The organism is Azospirillum sp. TSH58, assembly GCF_003119115.1.
GTDB lineage: Bacteria > Pseudomonadota > Alphaproteobacteria > Azospirillales > Azospirillaceae > Azospirillum.
In genome coordinates this window covers 246,467-261,123 of sequence record NZ_CP022366.1, presented here as the reverse complement: position 1 = coordinate 261,123, position 14,657 = coordinate 246,467, and the positions used below count along the sequence as shown (strand labels likewise).

The 14,657-nt window shown below is 69.6% G+C and carries 12 protein-coding genes; all 12 read right to left on the bottom strand.

Going from position 1 to position 14,657, the window contains the following annotated elements; genetic code table 11:
* Nucleotides 1-3 precede the first annotated feature (3 nt).
* The 12 genes from TSH58p_RS19865 to TSH58p_RS19810 all read right to left on the bottom strand — a co-directional run bounded on the left by TSH58p_RS19865 (nt 4) and on the right by TSH58p_RS19810 (nt 14,480).
* Entirely contained in the window at nt 4-759 is a 756-nt protein-coding gene (locus tag TSH58p_RS19865; protein ID WP_109068430.1) for a 4Fe-4S dicluster domain-containing protein, read from the bottom strand.
* Nucleotides 756-3,752 carry a molybdopterin oxidoreductase family protein gene (locus tag TSH58p_RS19860; RefSeq protein WP_109068431.1) on the bottom strand — a complete coding sequence of 999 codons (2,997 nt, stop codon included), beginning with the start codon at nt 3,750-3,752 and terminating at the stop codon, nt 756-758. The genes TSH58p_RS19865 and TSH58p_RS19860 overlap by 4 nt, the downstream gene beginning before the upstream one ends.
* 102 nt (nt 3,753-3,854) lie before the next feature.
* Nucleotides 3,855-4,763 (bottom strand): CoA-binding protein, encoded by a 909-nt coding sequence (locus tag TSH58p_RS19855; RefSeq protein WP_109068432.1) that lies wholly within the window; start codon nt 4,761-4,763, stop codon nt 3,855-3,857.
* Nucleotides 4,760-5,884, bottom strand: coding sequence for a succinate--CoA ligase subunit beta (locus TSH58p_RS19850; RefSeq protein WP_109068433.1), 1,125 nt, complete (start codon nt 5,882-5,884; stop codon nt 4,760-4,762). The genes TSH58p_RS19855 and TSH58p_RS19850 overlap by 4 nt, the downstream gene beginning before the upstream one ends.
* 11 nt (nt 5,885-5,895) lie before the next feature.
* Nucleotides 5,896-7,323 carry an aldehyde dehydrogenase family protein gene (locus tag TSH58p_RS19845; RefSeq protein ID WP_109068434.1) on the bottom strand — a complete coding sequence of 476 codons (1,428 nt, stop codon included), beginning with the start codon at nt 7,321-7,323 and terminating at the stop codon, nt 5,896-5,898.
* Nucleotides 7,324-7,369: 46 nt separating this feature from the next.
* Nucleotides 7,370-8,923, bottom strand: coding sequence for a tripartite tricarboxylate transporter permease (locus tag TSH58p_RS19840; RefSeq protein WP_109068435.1), 1,554 nt, complete (start codon nt 8,921-8,923; stop codon nt 7,370-7,372).
* A gap of 24 nt (nt 8,924-8,947) precedes the next feature.
* Nucleotides 8,948-9,484: a tripartite tricarboxylate transporter TctB family protein gene (locus TSH58p_RS19835; RefSeq protein WP_109068436.1), complete on the bottom strand. Its 537-nt coding sequence runs from the start codon at nt 9,482-9,484 to the stop codon at nt 8,948-8,950.
* Nucleotides 9,485-9,542: 58 nt separating this feature from the next.
* Nucleotides 9,543-10,532 carry a tripartite tricarboxylate transporter substrate binding protein gene (locus TSH58p_RS19830; protein ID WP_109068437.1) on the bottom strand — a complete coding sequence of 330 codons (990 nt, stop codon included), beginning with the start codon at nt 10,530-10,532 and terminating at the stop codon, nt 9,543-9,545.
* A gap of 32 nt (nt 10,533-10,564) precedes the next feature.
* Nucleotides 10,565-11,563, bottom strand: a complete 999-nt coding sequence (locus TSH58p_RS19825; RefSeq protein ID WP_109068438.1) for a bifunctional enoyl-CoA hydratase/phosphate acetyltransferase — start codon at nt 11,561-11,563, stop codon at nt 10,565-10,567.
* A gap of 14 nt (nt 11,564-11,577) precedes the next feature.
* On the bottom strand, nt 11,578-12,465 hold the full coding sequence (locus tag TSH58p_RS19820) for an IclR family transcriptional regulator (protein WP_109068439.1): 888 nt from the start codon (nt 12,463-12,465) through the stop codon (nt 11,578-11,580).
* 210 nt (nt 12,466-12,675) lie between these two features.
* Nucleotides 12,676-13,467: an IclR family transcriptional regulator gene (locus tag TSH58p_RS19815; protein WP_247873865.1), complete on the bottom strand. Its 792-nt coding sequence runs from the start codon at nt 13,465-13,467 to the stop codon at nt 12,676-12,678.
* Between the two features lie 539 nt (nt 13,468-14,006).
* Nucleotides 14,007-14,480 (bottom strand): Lrp/AsnC family transcriptional regulator, encoded by a 474-nt coding sequence (locus tag TSH58p_RS19810; protein ID WP_040138335.1) that lies wholly within the window; start codon nt 14,478-14,480, stop codon nt 14,007-14,009.
* Nucleotides 14,481-14,657 lie beyond the last annotated feature (177 nt).

The window sequence follows — 14,657 nt, the reverse complement described above, 5'->3', positions numbered from 1 at the left end:
CCCTCAGCGCGCCAGGATGCGGTCGGCCCATTTCAGCAGGCCGTGGAGCGGCAGGTCGTCGTTGGCGCTGTCCTCGGCGACACGGTCGTCGAGCGCCAGGGCGGGCCGCGGCCGGGGCGGCAGGTACTTGTTGGTCGGCTGGTAGCCCAGCTCCGGCATCAGGTCGTAGCCGCCGCGCTCCGCCACCAGTTTTGAGACGGCGGAGGACGGATCGGCGAGGTCGCCGAAATGACGGGCGGAGGTCGGGCAGACCATGACGCAGGCCGGCACCCGCTCCGATTCCGCGATCGTCTCGTTGTGGATGCGGTCGATGCACAGCGTGCATTTCTTCATCACGCCGACGTCCTGGTCGAACTCCCGCGCGCCGTAGGGGCAAGCCCAGGAGCACAGCTTGCAGCCGATGCAAAGATCCTCGTTGACCAGCACGATGCCGTCCTCGGCCCGCTTGTAGGAGGCGCCGGTCGGGCAGACGGTCACGCAGGCCGGCTGTTCGCAATGCAGGCAGGAGCGCGGGAAGTTGGTGGTGCGCGCCCCGCAGCCGCTGTCACCGGTTCCCGCCTCGAAGCTGTGGATCCGGTTGAACCACACGCCGTCCGGGCCGGCGCCGTAGGCGTCGTAATCGGTCAGCGGCGCCATGTGCCCGCCGTCGTTCCACTGCTTGCAGGCGACCGCGCAGGCGTGGCAGCCGACGCAGGTGTCGAGGTCGATGACCAGCCCCAGCCGGGGGGCGCCGGGTTCGCGGTTCGGGAGGCTCGTCATGACCGGACTCCCCGAGACGTGGGACGGAAGGCGGCGCCGGTGCGCAGGATGGCGGGCGGCGGCTCGACGCCCGGCGGCATGGCCTGGGCGGGGAAGCGCGGCATCGTCTCGGCCCGCTCCTTCGGCGGCGCCTTCTCGACGCGGACGCGCAGGTCGTACCAGGCGGCCTGCCCGGTCACCGGGTCGGCGTTGGCGTGGCGGTAGCCGTCGCGCTCCGGCAGCAGCTCCGAGATCAGGTGGTTGAGCAGGAAGCCCTTGGTCCCCTCCGGCGCGTCGGTGGACAGGTTCCAGGCGCCGGAGCGCTTGCCGATGGCGTTCCAGGTCCACACCGTCCCGGCCTCCACCCCGTCCATCAGGCGGACCGGCACCCGGATGCGCCCGGTCGGGCTGGTCACCCAGGCCCAGTCGCCGTCGGCGAGGCCGAGCGTCTCCGCGGTGGAGCGTGCGATGTAGAGGCTGTTGCGCGCCAGGATCTGCCGCAGCCAGGCGTTCTGCGATCCCCAGGAATGGTACATGGGCATCGGGCGCTGGGTGACGGCGTGCAGGGGGAAGGCGCCTTCGTCCAGCCCGTCCTCCTCCAGCGGCGGGTACCAGAAGGGTAGGGGGTCGAAGTAGGTTTCCACCCGCCGCCGCTTGTCGGGAGGCGGCACCACCGCGCCGTGCCCGCGCGCGGCAAGGCGGAATTTCTGAAGCGGCTCGACGTAGAGCTGGAGGACCACCGGCTCCGGCTTGTCGAGGAAGCCCATGCGGGTGGCGGTTTCCAGATAGGCCTGGTTGGCGTGCTTGAAATAGTGCTGCTCCGGCGGCAGCTCGAAGCGCCAGAAGCAGCCGTTGCGGACGTAGCGGTCGAGCTGGTCCGGGTTGGGCGCGCCCTTGCCGGCCTCTTTCCCGTCGGCGCCGCGCCAGCCGGCCAGCGGGCCGATGCCGGGCTTGCGCTCGTGGTTGGTCATGTAGTCGGGATAGCCGCCGGGGTAGCGCGGGCTGCCGTCCTCCTGGACGAAGGCGGGCAGGCCGAGACGGGCGCCCAGCTCGATCAGCACGTCCTGGAAGGGCCGCACGTCGCGGTCGGGGGTCAGCACCGGCTGGCGGATGGAATCGCCGGGGCCGTGCGCGCTGCCGATCGGGCGGTCGAGCAGCGAGATGCAGTCCCACCGCTCCAGATAGGTGGTGTCGGCCAGCACGAGGTCGGCGTAGGCCACCATCTCCGACGCGTAGGCGTCGCAATAGACGATGAAGGGGATGCGGTGCTCGCCGGTGTCCGGGTCCTTGTCGGCCAGCATCCGCATCGTCTCGGACGTGTTCATCGACGAGTTCCAGGCCATGTTGGCCATGTACATGAACAGCGTGTCGACGCGGTACGGGTCGCCCTCCCAGGCGTTGGCGACCACCATGTGCATCAGGCCATGCACCGACAGCGGCGCGTCCCAGCTGAAGGCCTTGTCGATGCGCAGCGGCTCCCCGTCCTCGCCGACCAGCAGGTCTTCCGGCCCCATGGGATAGCCGAGCGGCATCCCGTGGATGGCCTTGCCGGGGCCGGTCTCGCCGCGCTTGCCGGCGGGCTTGGGGCCGGGCGGGGCGGGGCGGGGGTAGGGCGACTTGTAGCGCCAGCCCCCCGGCACGTCGATGGTGCCCAGCAGGATCTGCAGGATGTGGATGGCCCGGCAGGTGTGGAAGCCGTTGGAATGGGCGGAGATGCCGCGCATGGCGTGCATGGCGATGGGCCGCCCGACCATCCGCTCGTGGCGCCGCCCCGCCCAGTCGGTCCAGGGTTGCTCGATGGTCAGCGTTTCCTGGAAGGCGAGATGGGCCATCTCGGCGGCGATGCGGCGGATGGTGTCGGCGGGGACGCCGCAGCGCTCGGCCACCGCCTCCGGCGCGTGCTGCGGGTCGAGGTAGCGTTCGGCCAGCAGATGGAAGGAGGGCACGGCCCGCCGCCCGTCCGGCAGGGTGACGGCGCCGACCAGCGCCGGCCGGATACCGGCCGCGGTCGCCGGGACGGCGCGTTGCTCCACCGCGTCCCAGGCCAGCGGGGCGCCGTCGGCGTCGCGGGCGAACAGGCCGTCGTCGGGGGCGCCGGGGTCCTGGATGACCAGCCAGGGGGCGTTGGTGTAGCGGACCAGATACTCGGCGTCGATGCGGTCGGCGCGCAGCAGCTCGTGGATCAGGGCGAAGACGAACAGCCCGTCGCTGCCCGGACGGATGCCGACCCACTCGTCGGCGATGGCGGAATAGCCGGTCTTGATCGGGTTGACGGAGACGATCTTGGCGCCGCGCGCCTTCATCTTCGACAGGCCGATCTTGATCGGGTTGCTGTCATGGTCCTCGGCCACCCCGAACAGCAGCAGGTAGCGGGTGTGGTCCCAGTCCGGCTCCCCGAACTCCCAGAAGCTGCCGCCCAGCGTGTACATGCCCGCCGCCGCCATGTTGACGGAGCAGAAGCCGCCGTGCGCCGCGAAGTTGGGCGTGCCGAACTGCGCTGCCCAGAAGCCGGTCAGCGACTGGCTCTGGTCGCGCCCGGTGAAGAAGGCGAGCTTGCTGGGGTCGCTGTCGCGGATCTTCGACAGGCGCTCGGTCAGGATGGTCAGCGCCTCGTCCCACTCGATCTCGCGGAACTCGCCGGTCCCGCGCTCCCCGGTGCGCAGCAGGGGCTTGCGCAGCTTGGCCGGGGAGTTCTGGGTCATGATGCCGGCGGAGCCCTTGGCGCAGATCACGCCGTGGTTCACCGGATGGTCCTTGTTCCCCTCGATGAAGCGGAGCTGGCCGTCCTTGATGTGCACTTTGATGCCGCAGCGGCAGGCGCACATGTAGCAGGTGGTGTATTTGACCGTGTCGGAGACGGTCGGCGAGGGGGCGATGTCCTCGCGCGGCGACTGGTAGCGGTCGAGCCAGCCGCGCGCGTCCTCGGGCGCCGCCGGCCCGCTCCTTCGCTGGAACCCCTGGGTGAAGGCGAACCCGCGCGCACGCTGGCCGCCGACGTCGTCGATCTTCGCCATCCTGATCCGTTCCTTCCGGAATGCCTCCCCCGTTCCCTCCCGGCGGGGGCCGGGAGAGGGGGCGGCGCTGCCGTTCCGTTCTTCAAAAAGGCGGTTGCGCGCTCAGTCCGCGAGCCGCTGCGCGCCCGACCGTTTCGCGGCCTCGGCCATCAGCGCGTCGAGGGCCGCCGGCAGGTCGCCGGGCACGTCCACCACGACGGCCCCGGCGCGTTCCAGCGCGCCGTGCTTGGAGGCGTAGCTGCCGCGGTCGCCGGTCACGATGGCCCCGGCGTGGCCCATCTTCTTCCCCGGCGGGGAGGCGCGGCCGGCGATGAAGGAGACCACGGGCTTGTCCGTCTTCGCCACCAGCTCCGCCGCCTCCTCCTCCATGCTGCCGCCGATCTCGCCGACCAGCGCGATGGCGTCGGTGCCCGGATCGTCGATCAGGGCGGCCAGCGCGTCCTTGGTCGTGGTGCCGATCATCGGGTCGCCGCCGATGCCGAGGAAGGCCGACTGGCCATGGCCGCCGCGCACGAGGTTCAGGCAGACGAGCGTGCCCAGGCTGCCGCTGCGCGAGATGACGCCGACCCGGCCCGGCTGGAAGACGCGCGGGTTGAAGGCCGGCATGATGCCGACGAAGCCCTCGCCCGGCGTCACGATGCCGGCGGTGTTCGGCCCGATGATGCGGGTGCCGTGCTCCGCCGCCGCGGCGTGCATCTCCATCACGTCGTGGGAGGGGATGTGTTCGGTCAGGCAGACGACGGTCTTCGCGCCCGCCTCGATGGCGTCGATGGCGGCGGCCCTGGCGGCGGCGGGCGGGATGAACATCACCGACACGTCGAAGCCGCCGTTCGCCATCGCCTCCTTGGCGGTGGCGAAGATGGGCACGCCGCAATGGCTCTGCCCGGCCTTCTTCGGGTTCACGCCGCCGACCACGGTGGTGCCGTAGGCCTGCATCTGCTCGGTCCAGAAGGTGCCCTGCTTGCCAGTGATGCCCTGCACCAGGACCCGGTCGCTCTTGCGTACGATCATCGCGCGGCCTCCACGGCTGCCGAGATGGCGTCTTCCATCCGGTCGTAGGGTTCGATCCCCAATTCCTCCCGCACCATGCGCACGGCCTCGTCCTCGCCGGTGCCGTGGATGGAGAAGAAGACGGGGACGGTGGGGTTCAGCGTCTTCCAGGCCTGGATCACGCCGCCGGCCATCACGTCGGTGCGGGCGAAGGCCCCGCAGAAATTGACGACGAGGCTTTTGACGCCGGGGTTGGACAGCACGAGGTCCAGCGCCTCCGTCCCCTTGGTGTAGGCCTCGCCGCCGATCTCCAGGAAGTTGGACGGGCGTCCGCCGGCGTGGCTGACCACGTCCATCGTCGTCATGGTCAGCCCGGCGCCGTTCGCCAGGACGCCGACGTTGCCCTCAAGCTCGATGTATTTGAGGTCGAGCGCCCGCCCGCGCTCCTCCAGCGCCGACAGCGGTTCCTTCGCACCCAGCCCGGCGATGTCCGCCTGCCGGTAGAGGGCGGCATCGTCCACCGTCAGCTTGCAGTCCAGCGGCACGACGCGGCCGTCGGCGAGCAGGGCCAGCGGGTTGATCTCCAGAAGCTCGGCGTCGTGCTGGCGGTAGACGCGGTAGAGATCGACCAGCATCGCCGCCACCGGCACGGCGGCCTCGCCGAGGTCCAGCCCCAGCAGCAGGCGGCGCGCGTCCGCCGGGCCGAAGCCCTTGCGGATGTCCACCGCCATGCGGCGCAGGGATTCGGGGCGGGTCGCCGCGACCTCCTCGATGTCCATGCCGCCCTCGGTGGAGAACAGCACGAGCGGGCTGCGGCTGGCCGGGTCGTTCAGCACCGCGGCGTAGAATTCGCGGGCGATGGCCGCCTGCTCCTCGACCAGCACGCGGGCGACCGGGAAACCGCCGATCTCCATGCCCAGGATGGCCTGCGCGGCCGCCGCCGCCTCCTCCGGCGTGGCGGCCAGCCTGACGCCGCCCGACTTGCCGCGCTTGCCGGTCGGCACCTGCGCCTTGACCACCACCGGCCCGATGGCGCGGGCGGCGTCCTCGGCCTCCTGCGCGCTGGCGCAGAGGCGACCCTGTGGAACGCTCACCCCGGCGCGGGCGAGCACGGATTTTCCGGCCTGTTCCTCGAAGTTCATCGTCGCCTCCGTCAGCGTCCGTGGCGGGACCAGAAGGGGCCGAACAGGGCCTCTTCGCTCGGCTTGTCCTCCGGGATCGGGCGGACGAGGTGGGTGATGTTGACGAAGTGCTTCCAGCTCAGATTCTCGGAGATGGAGTTCTTCTGCCAGCTCCCGCAGCCCATCGAGAGGGTGAAGTTCAGCCCGCTGTCGAAGCCGCCTCCGTTGCCGAAGGTGTGGGCGAAGTTGACCAGCACGCGCACCACGTCCAGCTCGTCGGCCAACCGTTTGGCGTGCGCCTCGTCCCGCGTGTGGATGCCGCAGGAATGGCCGCGCCCCTGGTGGTCGAGGATCTTGCGCACCTGATCGACCGCCGCGTCGAAGTCGGGCACCCGGTAGACCGCCAGCACCAGCGACAGCTTCTCGCCGGAGAAGGGGTGCGCCTTGCCGACGCCCGTTTCCTCCACCAGGAAGAAGCGGGCCTCGCGCGCCTTGGGCGCCAGCTCGAACGCCTCGGCCAGGATGGCGGCGTCCTTGGCGATCAGCTTGCGGTTCAGCTTGCCGTTCTCCCACAGGCGGGACTGCACGCGCTCCCGCTCCTCCGCGCTGCACAGATAGCCGCCGGCCTTCTCAAGCGCCGCGATGGTCGCGTCGTAGACGGAGTCGAGGACGACGAGCGCGTTCTCCGACGAGCAGGAGGTGGAATTGTCGAAGGTCTTGGACGCGCAAATCTTGCGCGCGGCCTCCGCCAGATCGGCGCTCTCGTCCACGATGACCGGGACGTTGCCGGCCCCGACGCCGATGGCCGGGGTGCCGCTGGAATAGGCGCGGCGCACGTTGTCCTGCGATCCGGTGACGACGACGAGGTCGACCGCCTCCATCAGCGCCTGGGTCAGGCCCTTGGTGATGGGGGTGGGGATCATCTGCACCAGATCCTCCGGCACCCCGATGCGCGCCAGCTCGGCCCGCATCAGCTCGACCGTGCGGCCGGTGGCGGCGGAGCCCATGGGGGAGGGGGCGATGATGATGGCGTTGCGGCCCTTGACGGCCATCATCGCCTTGTTGACCGGCGTGGCCGCCGGGTTGGTGGAGGGGGTGACGGCGCCGACGACGCCCAGCGGCTTGGCGATCTTGACGATGCCCTTGGCGGTGTCCTCCTCGATCACGCCGACGGTGCGCACCCGCATCAGGTCGCGCAGCGTGCCGAAGGTCTTGCGCTGGTTCTTGGTGATCTTGTCGGCGACGTTGCCGAGGCCGGTGTCGGCCACCGCCAGCTCCGCCAGGGCGCGGGCGCGGCCCGGCTCGTAGATCGCCCAGGCGAGGGCGGCGACGGCGTCGTCCACCCGCTCCTGCGTGGCGTCGGCGAAGGCGCGCTGGGCGGCGCGGGCGCGGGCGACGAGGGCGGCAATGGCCTCCTGGTCGGCGCTGGCCGGCGTTCGGTCGAGCATGATGTTGTCCATGGTTGCTTGTCTCTCTCCCTGAAGGTTCGTTCTTTGGTTCGGACGGTCAGGCTTTGAGCACCCGCTGCGGCGGCTCCTTGGAAGCCGGACCGCCGTGGGTCGGATCGTTGGGGGGACGGCGGAGCAGGGGCTTGAGCGCCGGCCACATCGACCAGGCGAGGAAGATCGCGGACAGCGCCAGGATGGTGCCGCTGATCGGGCGGGTGAAGAACACCGCCATGTTGCCTTCGTAGTTGGCGAGCGAGGTGAGGAAGTAGCGCTCGCACAGCGGCCCCAGGATCACGCCCACCACCAACGGGGCCGGCGGGAAGTTGGTGCGCTTCATGACGTAGCCGACGACGCCGAAGGCGAGACAGACATAGACGTCGAAGAGGTTGTTGCGCACGCCGTAGGCGCCGACGACGCTCAGCACGATGATGAAGGCGCCGAGGATGGCCGGCGGCACGCGCATCAACGTGGAGAAGACCCGCGCCACGCCCATCGCCGCGACGATCATCAGCAGGTTGGCGATCAGCATGCTGGCGAAGATCGTGTAGACCAGCGTGGTGTTCGAGGTGAAGAGGAGCGGGCCGGGGTTCAGCCCGTGGATCAGCATGGCGGCCAGCATGATCGCCGTGGCGGCGCTGCCGGGGATGCCCAGCGTCAGCAGCGGGATCATGGCGGTGCCGGTGGTGGCGTTCTTGGCCGCCTCCGGGGCCGCCAGCCCCTCCTCCATGCCGGTGCCGAAGCGGTCGCCCTTGCCGCAGGCCTGCTTCTCCACGCTGTAGGCGATGACCGCCCCCACCGTGGCCCCGGCGCCGGGAATGACGCCGATGGTGCAGCCGACGCCGGTGCCGCGCAGGATGGAGGACTTGACCCGCCACAGGTCGGACAGGCCGACCTGCTTGCCGGGCTTCGTGGTGATGGAGCGGCCGCCGCCGGCCCGCTTGCAGATCAGGTCCACCACTTCGCCGATGGCGAAGAGGCCGATCATCACGACCGTGAAGTTGATGCCGCTCTCCAGGTCGGGGACGCCCAGCGTCAGCCGGGGCATGCCGTACATCGGATCGACGCCGACCGTGCCGATCAGCAGGCCGAGGAACATCGAGATCGCGCTCATCAGCGGCGCGTCCTTGGCGATGGCGATGACGCTGACGAGGCCGAGGATGGTGGCGGCGAAGAATTCCGGCTGGTCGAACTTCAGCGCGAAGCTGGCGAAGGGCGGGGCGCCGAAGGTGAGCAGCAACGCGCTGACCAGCCCGCCGAAGGCCGACGCGGTGATGGCGATGCTCAAGGCCCGCGAGGACAGGCCCTTGCGCGTCATCGGGTAGCCGTCCCAACAGCTTGGCAGCGAGGCCGGCGTTCCTGGGATGTTGATGAGGATCGAGGAGATCGAGCCGCCGAACACGCCACCCACATAGATGCCGCCGAGGAAGGACATCGCCGTGACCGGCGGCAGCAGGTAGGTGAAGGGCAGGGCGATGGCCATGGCGTTGACGAAGGAGATGCCCGGCAGCGCGCCGGCCACCACCCCGAGCATCAGGCCCGACACCAGAAAGACGAAATTGTACGGTTCGAGGGCGCCGGCGAAGCCACCGGCCAGATTGGCGAGGATATCCATGGGACGATCCCTCCGGTGGCCGGCTCAGTAGATGCCGAGCAGGCGGTAGAGCGCGACGGTGAAGCCGTCGAAGACGCCTTGGCCGCGGTTCAGCGGCATCTGCGCGAGCAGGACGAAGATGTAGAGGAGCGCCACGCAGCCGATGCCGGTGACGAGCGCCAGGGTCAGCGGGCGCCGGATGCCGCCGATCAGGCACCACAGGGCGACGAAGGCCGCGGTGGCGACCGGAAAGCCGAGTTGCGGCAGGGTGGCGCCATAGAGGACGACCAGCCCCAGCCCGATCAGCGCCCGCCCATGGGCGTAGCCTTCGTATTCCTCGTCGATCGGTTTTTGCTGGTGGACCGCGCGGCGCAGCGCCAGGAGTTCCTTGGCGATCCAGATCAGGGCGCACAGTCCGACTGCGCCCAGCATCAGCCGGGGCCATCCGGCCGGCCCGATCGGGTCCGGCAGGCTGGCGATCATGGTGTTGTCGCGCACGATGTGTTGCGAGAGAAGAAGCGACCCGGCGAGCAGGGCCGCGGGTGTCGCCAGCCGGCGAAGACCGTGGGACAGGGGAGTCACGGTTCCCTCCCTGATGAGCGGTGAAACGGATGGAGCGATTGCAGGCCCGTGACCGGACTCAGCCCGGCGATTGGCCGACGGTCTTGGTCGCGAACCGGTCCAGATAGCCCTTCACCGTCTCGTAGAAGGCCTTGACCTCCTCCTTGGCCTGGTCCGGCGTCACCAGCGTGTCGACGCAGGTGAAGGTGTCGGCGCAGAAGGCCTTCCATTCCGGGCTCGCCAGCACCTTGGCGGCGGCCTCGTGCAGCTTCTGCACGCGCTCGGGCGGCGTGCTGGCGGGCACCGCCAGCGTGCGGAAGTTCGGCAGGTCGCCGATCTCCAGCCCCAGCTCCGCCGAGGCGGGCACGTTGGGGAAGGAGGGATGACGCTGCTTGTCGAACACGACGATCGGGCGCAGGTCGCCGGACTTCAGGAACTGGGCGACGTCGCCCGGCTCCTCGTAGATCGCGTCGGTGTGGCCGCCGATGGGCGAGGCGTAGCGCTCCGACGGGCGGGCGAAGGGGACGTTGGTCACCGGCACGCCCTGGCTTCCCAGATATTTCAGCGTGATGTCGTCCTGGGTGCCGTAGCCGGAGGTGGCGACGCGCAGCTTGCCGGGGTTGGCCTTGGCGTGGGCGGCGAACTCCTCGTAGGTCTTGAAGGGGCTGTTCTTGGAGACGTAGAGCATCGACGGCGAGTTCTGCATCATCGCCACATAGACGAAATTGTCCGGCTTCGCCGTGCCCAGGCCCGACGCCCAGGAGGAGACGGACAGCGCGATCAGCGTGCCGACCGTGTAGCCGTCGGCCGGGTTGGTCAGGACGCGGGTCAGGCCGGCGTTGCCCGACGCCCCGGACACGTTGACGACGGGCATGGCGACGCGGAGATGCGGTTCGGCGAGGCGGGCGAACTGGCGCGCCATCAGGTCGGCGCCGCCGCCTGCCCCGAAGGTCGCGATGACCTCGATGGGGCGCGACGGGTAGTCGTCGGCGCGCGCGGCGCCGGATGAAAGGACGGGTGTCAGCAGCGCGGCCACCGCCGCGGTGAGCGTCAAGGCGTTGCGGAGCATTTGCATTCCCTCCCAGGATTTATTTTTGACCGTCAGGCGTGCAGGCCGGGTGCGGCGCCTCCCTTGGCTGCGGTGGTGGTGGGATAGGGCGCGCCCGGCGTGGCGGAGCGGCGCCCGGCGACGATCTGGGCGATGGCGGCGGCGGCGATGCGGGCCGCCGGCGGGTCGGCGCGCGAGGTGAGGACGATCGGCACCGCGGCACCCAGCACGATGCCCGCGGCGACCGCGTCCAGGAAATGCACCAGCGCCTTGAACAGGGCGTTGCCGGTCTCGATGTTCGGCACCACCAGGATGTCGGCGGCCCCGGCGCAGGGGTGGGACAGGTTCTTGATCCGCGCCGCCTCGGCGGACACCGCGAGGTCGAGCGCCAGCGGCCCGAACACCGTCGCCCCCGGCACCTCCTGCTGGCACAGGCGGGTCAGCCGGTCGGCGTCCATGCTGGAGGGCACGCGCTCCGTCACCTCCTCGGTGCAGGACAGCAGCGCCACGCGCGGGTCGTTGCCGCCGACCAGCCGCCACAGCTCCACGGCGTTGCGGATGATGTCCAGCCGGGTGGTCAGCGACGGTGCCACGTTGATCGCCGCGTCGGTGATGATCAGTTCGCGGCCCGAACCGGGAAGCGTCATGTGGAAGGCGTGGGTGAAGCGGCGCCCGGTGCGCAGCCCGCTTTTCGGGTGCAGGGCCGCGAGCATCAGCGTGTCGGTGTGGATGTGCCCCTTCATCAGCGCGCCCACGTCGCCGGAGCGGGCGAGCGCCACCGCGATCCGCGCCGCCGCGGCGTCGTCGCGCGCCGGAACCACGCAGGCGCCGTGGAGCGTCCAGCCGATCCGGCGGGCGCTGTCGGCGATGGCCGCCGGATCGCCGACCAGCACCGGCTCGATGAGGCCGAGGTCGGTGGCGCGCCGCGCGCTTTCCAGCGCGACCGGCGACCCCGCGGCGACCACCGCCGTGGGAACCGGCTCCAGGGCGGCGCTGCGCGCCATCAGCCGGGCCGGGCATCCGGCGGCGGTCGTTTCAAGCGTCCTTGCCATGGCGTCCGTCTTCCTTAAGGTGAGAGGGCCGGCTCGGCCGGGGCGGCGTCGATGCCCAGCGCGCGGGCCATGTCGCTCGCGGCGCGGTGCAGGACCGGCAGGCGGTCGGCCACCGATTCCCGCGACAGCCGGACCTTCGGCGCCTGCACCGCCAGGGCGGCGACCATCCGCCCGGCGCCGTCGCGGATCGGCACCGCCGCGCAGAAGACGCCCGGCATGTATTCCTCGTCGTCGAAGGAATGGCCGCAGGCGGCGATGCTGTCCAACTCGGCGCGGAACAGCGCGGGGTCGCACAGCGTCGCCGCCGACATCCGGGGCAGCGGCAGGCAGTCCAGCAGGCGCCGCCGCGGCAGCTCCGGCAGGAAGGCGAGGAACAGCTTGCCCATCGCCGTGCAGTGCAGCGGGACCCGAGAGCCGACGCCGAACTCCAGGCGCAACGGCCAGCCTTCGACCTCGACGCGGTCGAGATAGACGACGTCGCCGCCCTCCAGCACGCCGATGTTGCAGGTCTCCCCCAGTTCCAGGCTGAGCGCCCGAAGCCGGGCGTGCGACGGGGCCTGGGTCAGGGAGCTGCGCAGCGCGTTGAGCGCCAGGGTGCGCAGCTTGGGGCCGACGGTCACCAGCCGGCCGTCGATGGGGCGGGCGAGGAAGCCGCGCTCCTCCAGCATGGCGATCAGCCGGTGCGCGGTCGGCTTCGGCAGGGCCAGCTTCTCCGCGATGTCCTTGACGGCCATCGGCTGCCCCGCCCCGGCCACCGCGTCCAGCAAGGCCAGGACACGGTCGGCGAGGGGCCGGCGGTCACCAGAGTTGTTATCACCAGAGTTGGTGTCGGCAACGTCGTCGGTGGTCGGTTCGCGGGGCTCCCGCAACGGAGCGGAGCCCAAGGCGATCTTCCGCGTCATCGTTCCTCCCCGTGACTGGAAGCGTATCGCTCGGCCTCTTGGTCTCATTCAGCGATACGATTTGTATCATTAACTCACAGGACCCTGGGTCGCGCAAGCCCAAAAAGTTCGTGTACCCAATTATCCATGCATACGGGGGCATGTCCCGCCGGCATCCTGCGGCTCGGGCGATGAAACGTCCGGTTTTGAAGAACGATGGGGGTAGGGAGGCTATCCGAACTGCGCGGACAGGGCCTCGGCGCCGCGGCGGAGGATGGGCAGGACCTGCTCGACGCGGTCGTGCGACAGCCGGACCTTCGGGGCCTGCACGGCGATGGCCGCCACCGTCCGGCCCGTGGAGGACAGGATCGGCACCGCCACGCAGAACACGCCCACCACATACTCCTCGTCGTCGAGCGAGTAGCCGCGCGCGGCGATGCGCTCCAGCTCGGCGGCCAGCGCGTCCGGATCGGTGAGGGTGTGGGCGGTCTGCGCGGCGAAGGGACCGGCGGCGAGGAGGCGGCTCCGCATGGCGTCCGGCAGCGTGGCGAGGAACAGCTTGCCCATGGCCGTGCAGTGCATCGGCACGCGCGATCCGACGCCGAACTGGAGCCGCAGGGGCCAATGCTCGACCTCCACGCGGTCGAGATAGACGACGTCGCCGCCGTCGAGGACCCCGACGTTGCAGGTTTCCCCCAGCTCGGCGCTGACCGCGCGCAACACGGAGCGGACCGGCGCGCGGGACAGCGAGGCCCGCAGGATGCCGACCGCCAGCCGCGCCGCCTCGACGCCGATGATGACGTCGCGCGTTTCCAGGTCCCGCGCCAGAAGTCCCTTCTCGATCAGGCCGTTGACGAGACGGTGGGCGGTCGGCTTGGGCAGGCCGAGCGTCGCTCCGATGGTCTTGACCGCCAGCGGACCGGAGGCCGACGCGACCAGCTCCAGGATCGCGAAGGTCCGGTCGGTGGCGGCGGCCTTCGGCTTGGCCGCGTCGTCGGTGGCGTTGGCGTCGGGGGTCTGCATGCTGCGCGTCTTCAAGGTTCGCCTGCCCTGACGGTTGTGGCGTCTCATTGAGTGAGACGTGACGCATATAGACCGGCCGCTTTGCGCAGGCAATAGGCAACGGGCGCAGGTGCCGGGTGATTGCATTTGAAGTCCCCTCTCCCCTCCGGGGAGAGGGTTAGGGTGAGGGGGGTGCGCTTCTGCCGGACCTACCACCAAGCACATCCCCCTCACCGGCTCTCAGCGGATGCCGTAGACATCCGCCTGCCGCCGTCAGCGCTGGCCTTCGGCCAGCGCGAAAGGCCCTCCGGGCCACCTCTCCCCAGGGGGGGAGAGGGTTATAGAGGCCAAACGCCCGATCCATTCGCACACCGGCAGCCACGAGAAATGAATTTTTCATAGGCTGCCTTCAAAGCGGAAAAATTTTCTACATTGAAGCGACCTTCCCGCCAAAAAAGTAAAAAATTCTCATACGAACCATGCGATATTGAGAATCACTACAGGGGCTTCGCAAAAATTGCCGAAGCGTGAGTCTAAAAAGAAAACCACAAAGTAAAGTCCTAGCTGTTCTGGGTCTTTACATAAGAAAGAGGGACTTCCGTTGTCGACTTCATTTCCTCCATGGCGAACATTGACGAGACATCCTGAAGCTCGATGCGCTCGATAAGCTTTCGGTAGAAAGCGTCGTACGCCTTGATGTCCGGAATAACCACCCGCAGCAGATAATCGATTTCGCCGCTCAAGCGGTAGAGATCGACAACCTCCGGTATATCGGCCACCACGCGGCGGAACTCCTCCAGCCATTCCGCCGAGTGTTTGCTGGTTCGGACGGCCACGAAGACGGTCACGTCGACGTTCAGCTTGGCCCGGTCCAGCAACGCCACGCGGCGGCGGACATAGCCTTCCTGTTCAAGGCGTTGCACGCGGCGCCAGCAGGGGGTGGCGGACAGGCCGACCTGCTTGCCGAGGTCGGCGAGCGACAGGGTCGCGTCGGCCTGAAGGGCGGCCAGGATCTTCCGGTCGGTGGCGTCGATGGTCATCGGGGTTGCTCGGAGCCTTCACGGTTGGGACGGATGATTTTGCTCGTTTGGCCCGCCAGGAGAAAAGCTTTTTCGTTTTGAGGATTTTGCATGCACCCGCATGCCGCTACCGCGGGCAGACCGCCCGGCCTTTGAGCAGTCCAGCCTTTGAGCAGGCGGCCGCCACAACAG

Coding starts and splice junctions, on each gene's coding strand:
- TSH58p_RS19860 (WP_109068431.1), bottom strand. CDS start 3,752: ATGGCGAAGATCGACGACGTCGGCGGCCAGCGTGCGCGCGGGTTCGCC.
- TSH58p_RS19855 (WP_109068432.1), bottom strand. CDS start 4,763: ATGATCGTACGCAAGAGCGACCGGGTCCTGGTGCAGGGCATCACTGGC.
- TSH58p_RS19815 (WP_247873865.1), bottom strand. CDS start 13,467: ATGCAGACCCCCGACGCCAACGCCACCGACGACGCGGCCAAGCCGAAG.
- TSH58p_RS19865 (WP_109068430.1), bottom strand. CDS start 759: ATGACGAGCCTCCCGAACCGCGAACCCGGCGCCCCCCGGCTGGGGCTG.
- TSH58p_RS19825 (WP_109068438.1), bottom strand. CDS start 11,563: ATGGCAAGGACGCTTGAAACGACCGCCGCCGGATGCCCGGCCCGGCTG.
- TSH58p_RS19840 (WP_109068435.1), bottom strand. CDS start 8,923: ATGGATATCCTCGCCAATCTGGCCGGTGGCTTCGCCGGCGCCCTCGAA.
- TSH58p_RS19820 (WP_109068439.1), bottom strand. CDS start 12,465: ATGACGCGGAAGATCGCCTTGGGCTCCGCTCCGTTGCGGGAGCCCCGC.
- TSH58p_RS19850 (WP_109068433.1), bottom strand. CDS start 5,884: ATGAACTTCGAGGAACAGGCCGGAAAATCCGTGCTCGCCCGCGCCGGG.
- TSH58p_RS19830 (WP_109068437.1), bottom strand. CDS start 10,532: ATGCTCCGCAACGCCTTGACGCTCACCGCGGCGGTGGCCGCGCTGCTG.
- TSH58p_RS19845 (WP_109068434.1), bottom strand. CDS start 7,323: ATGGACAACATCATGCTCGACCGAACGCCGGCCAGCGCCGACCAGGAG.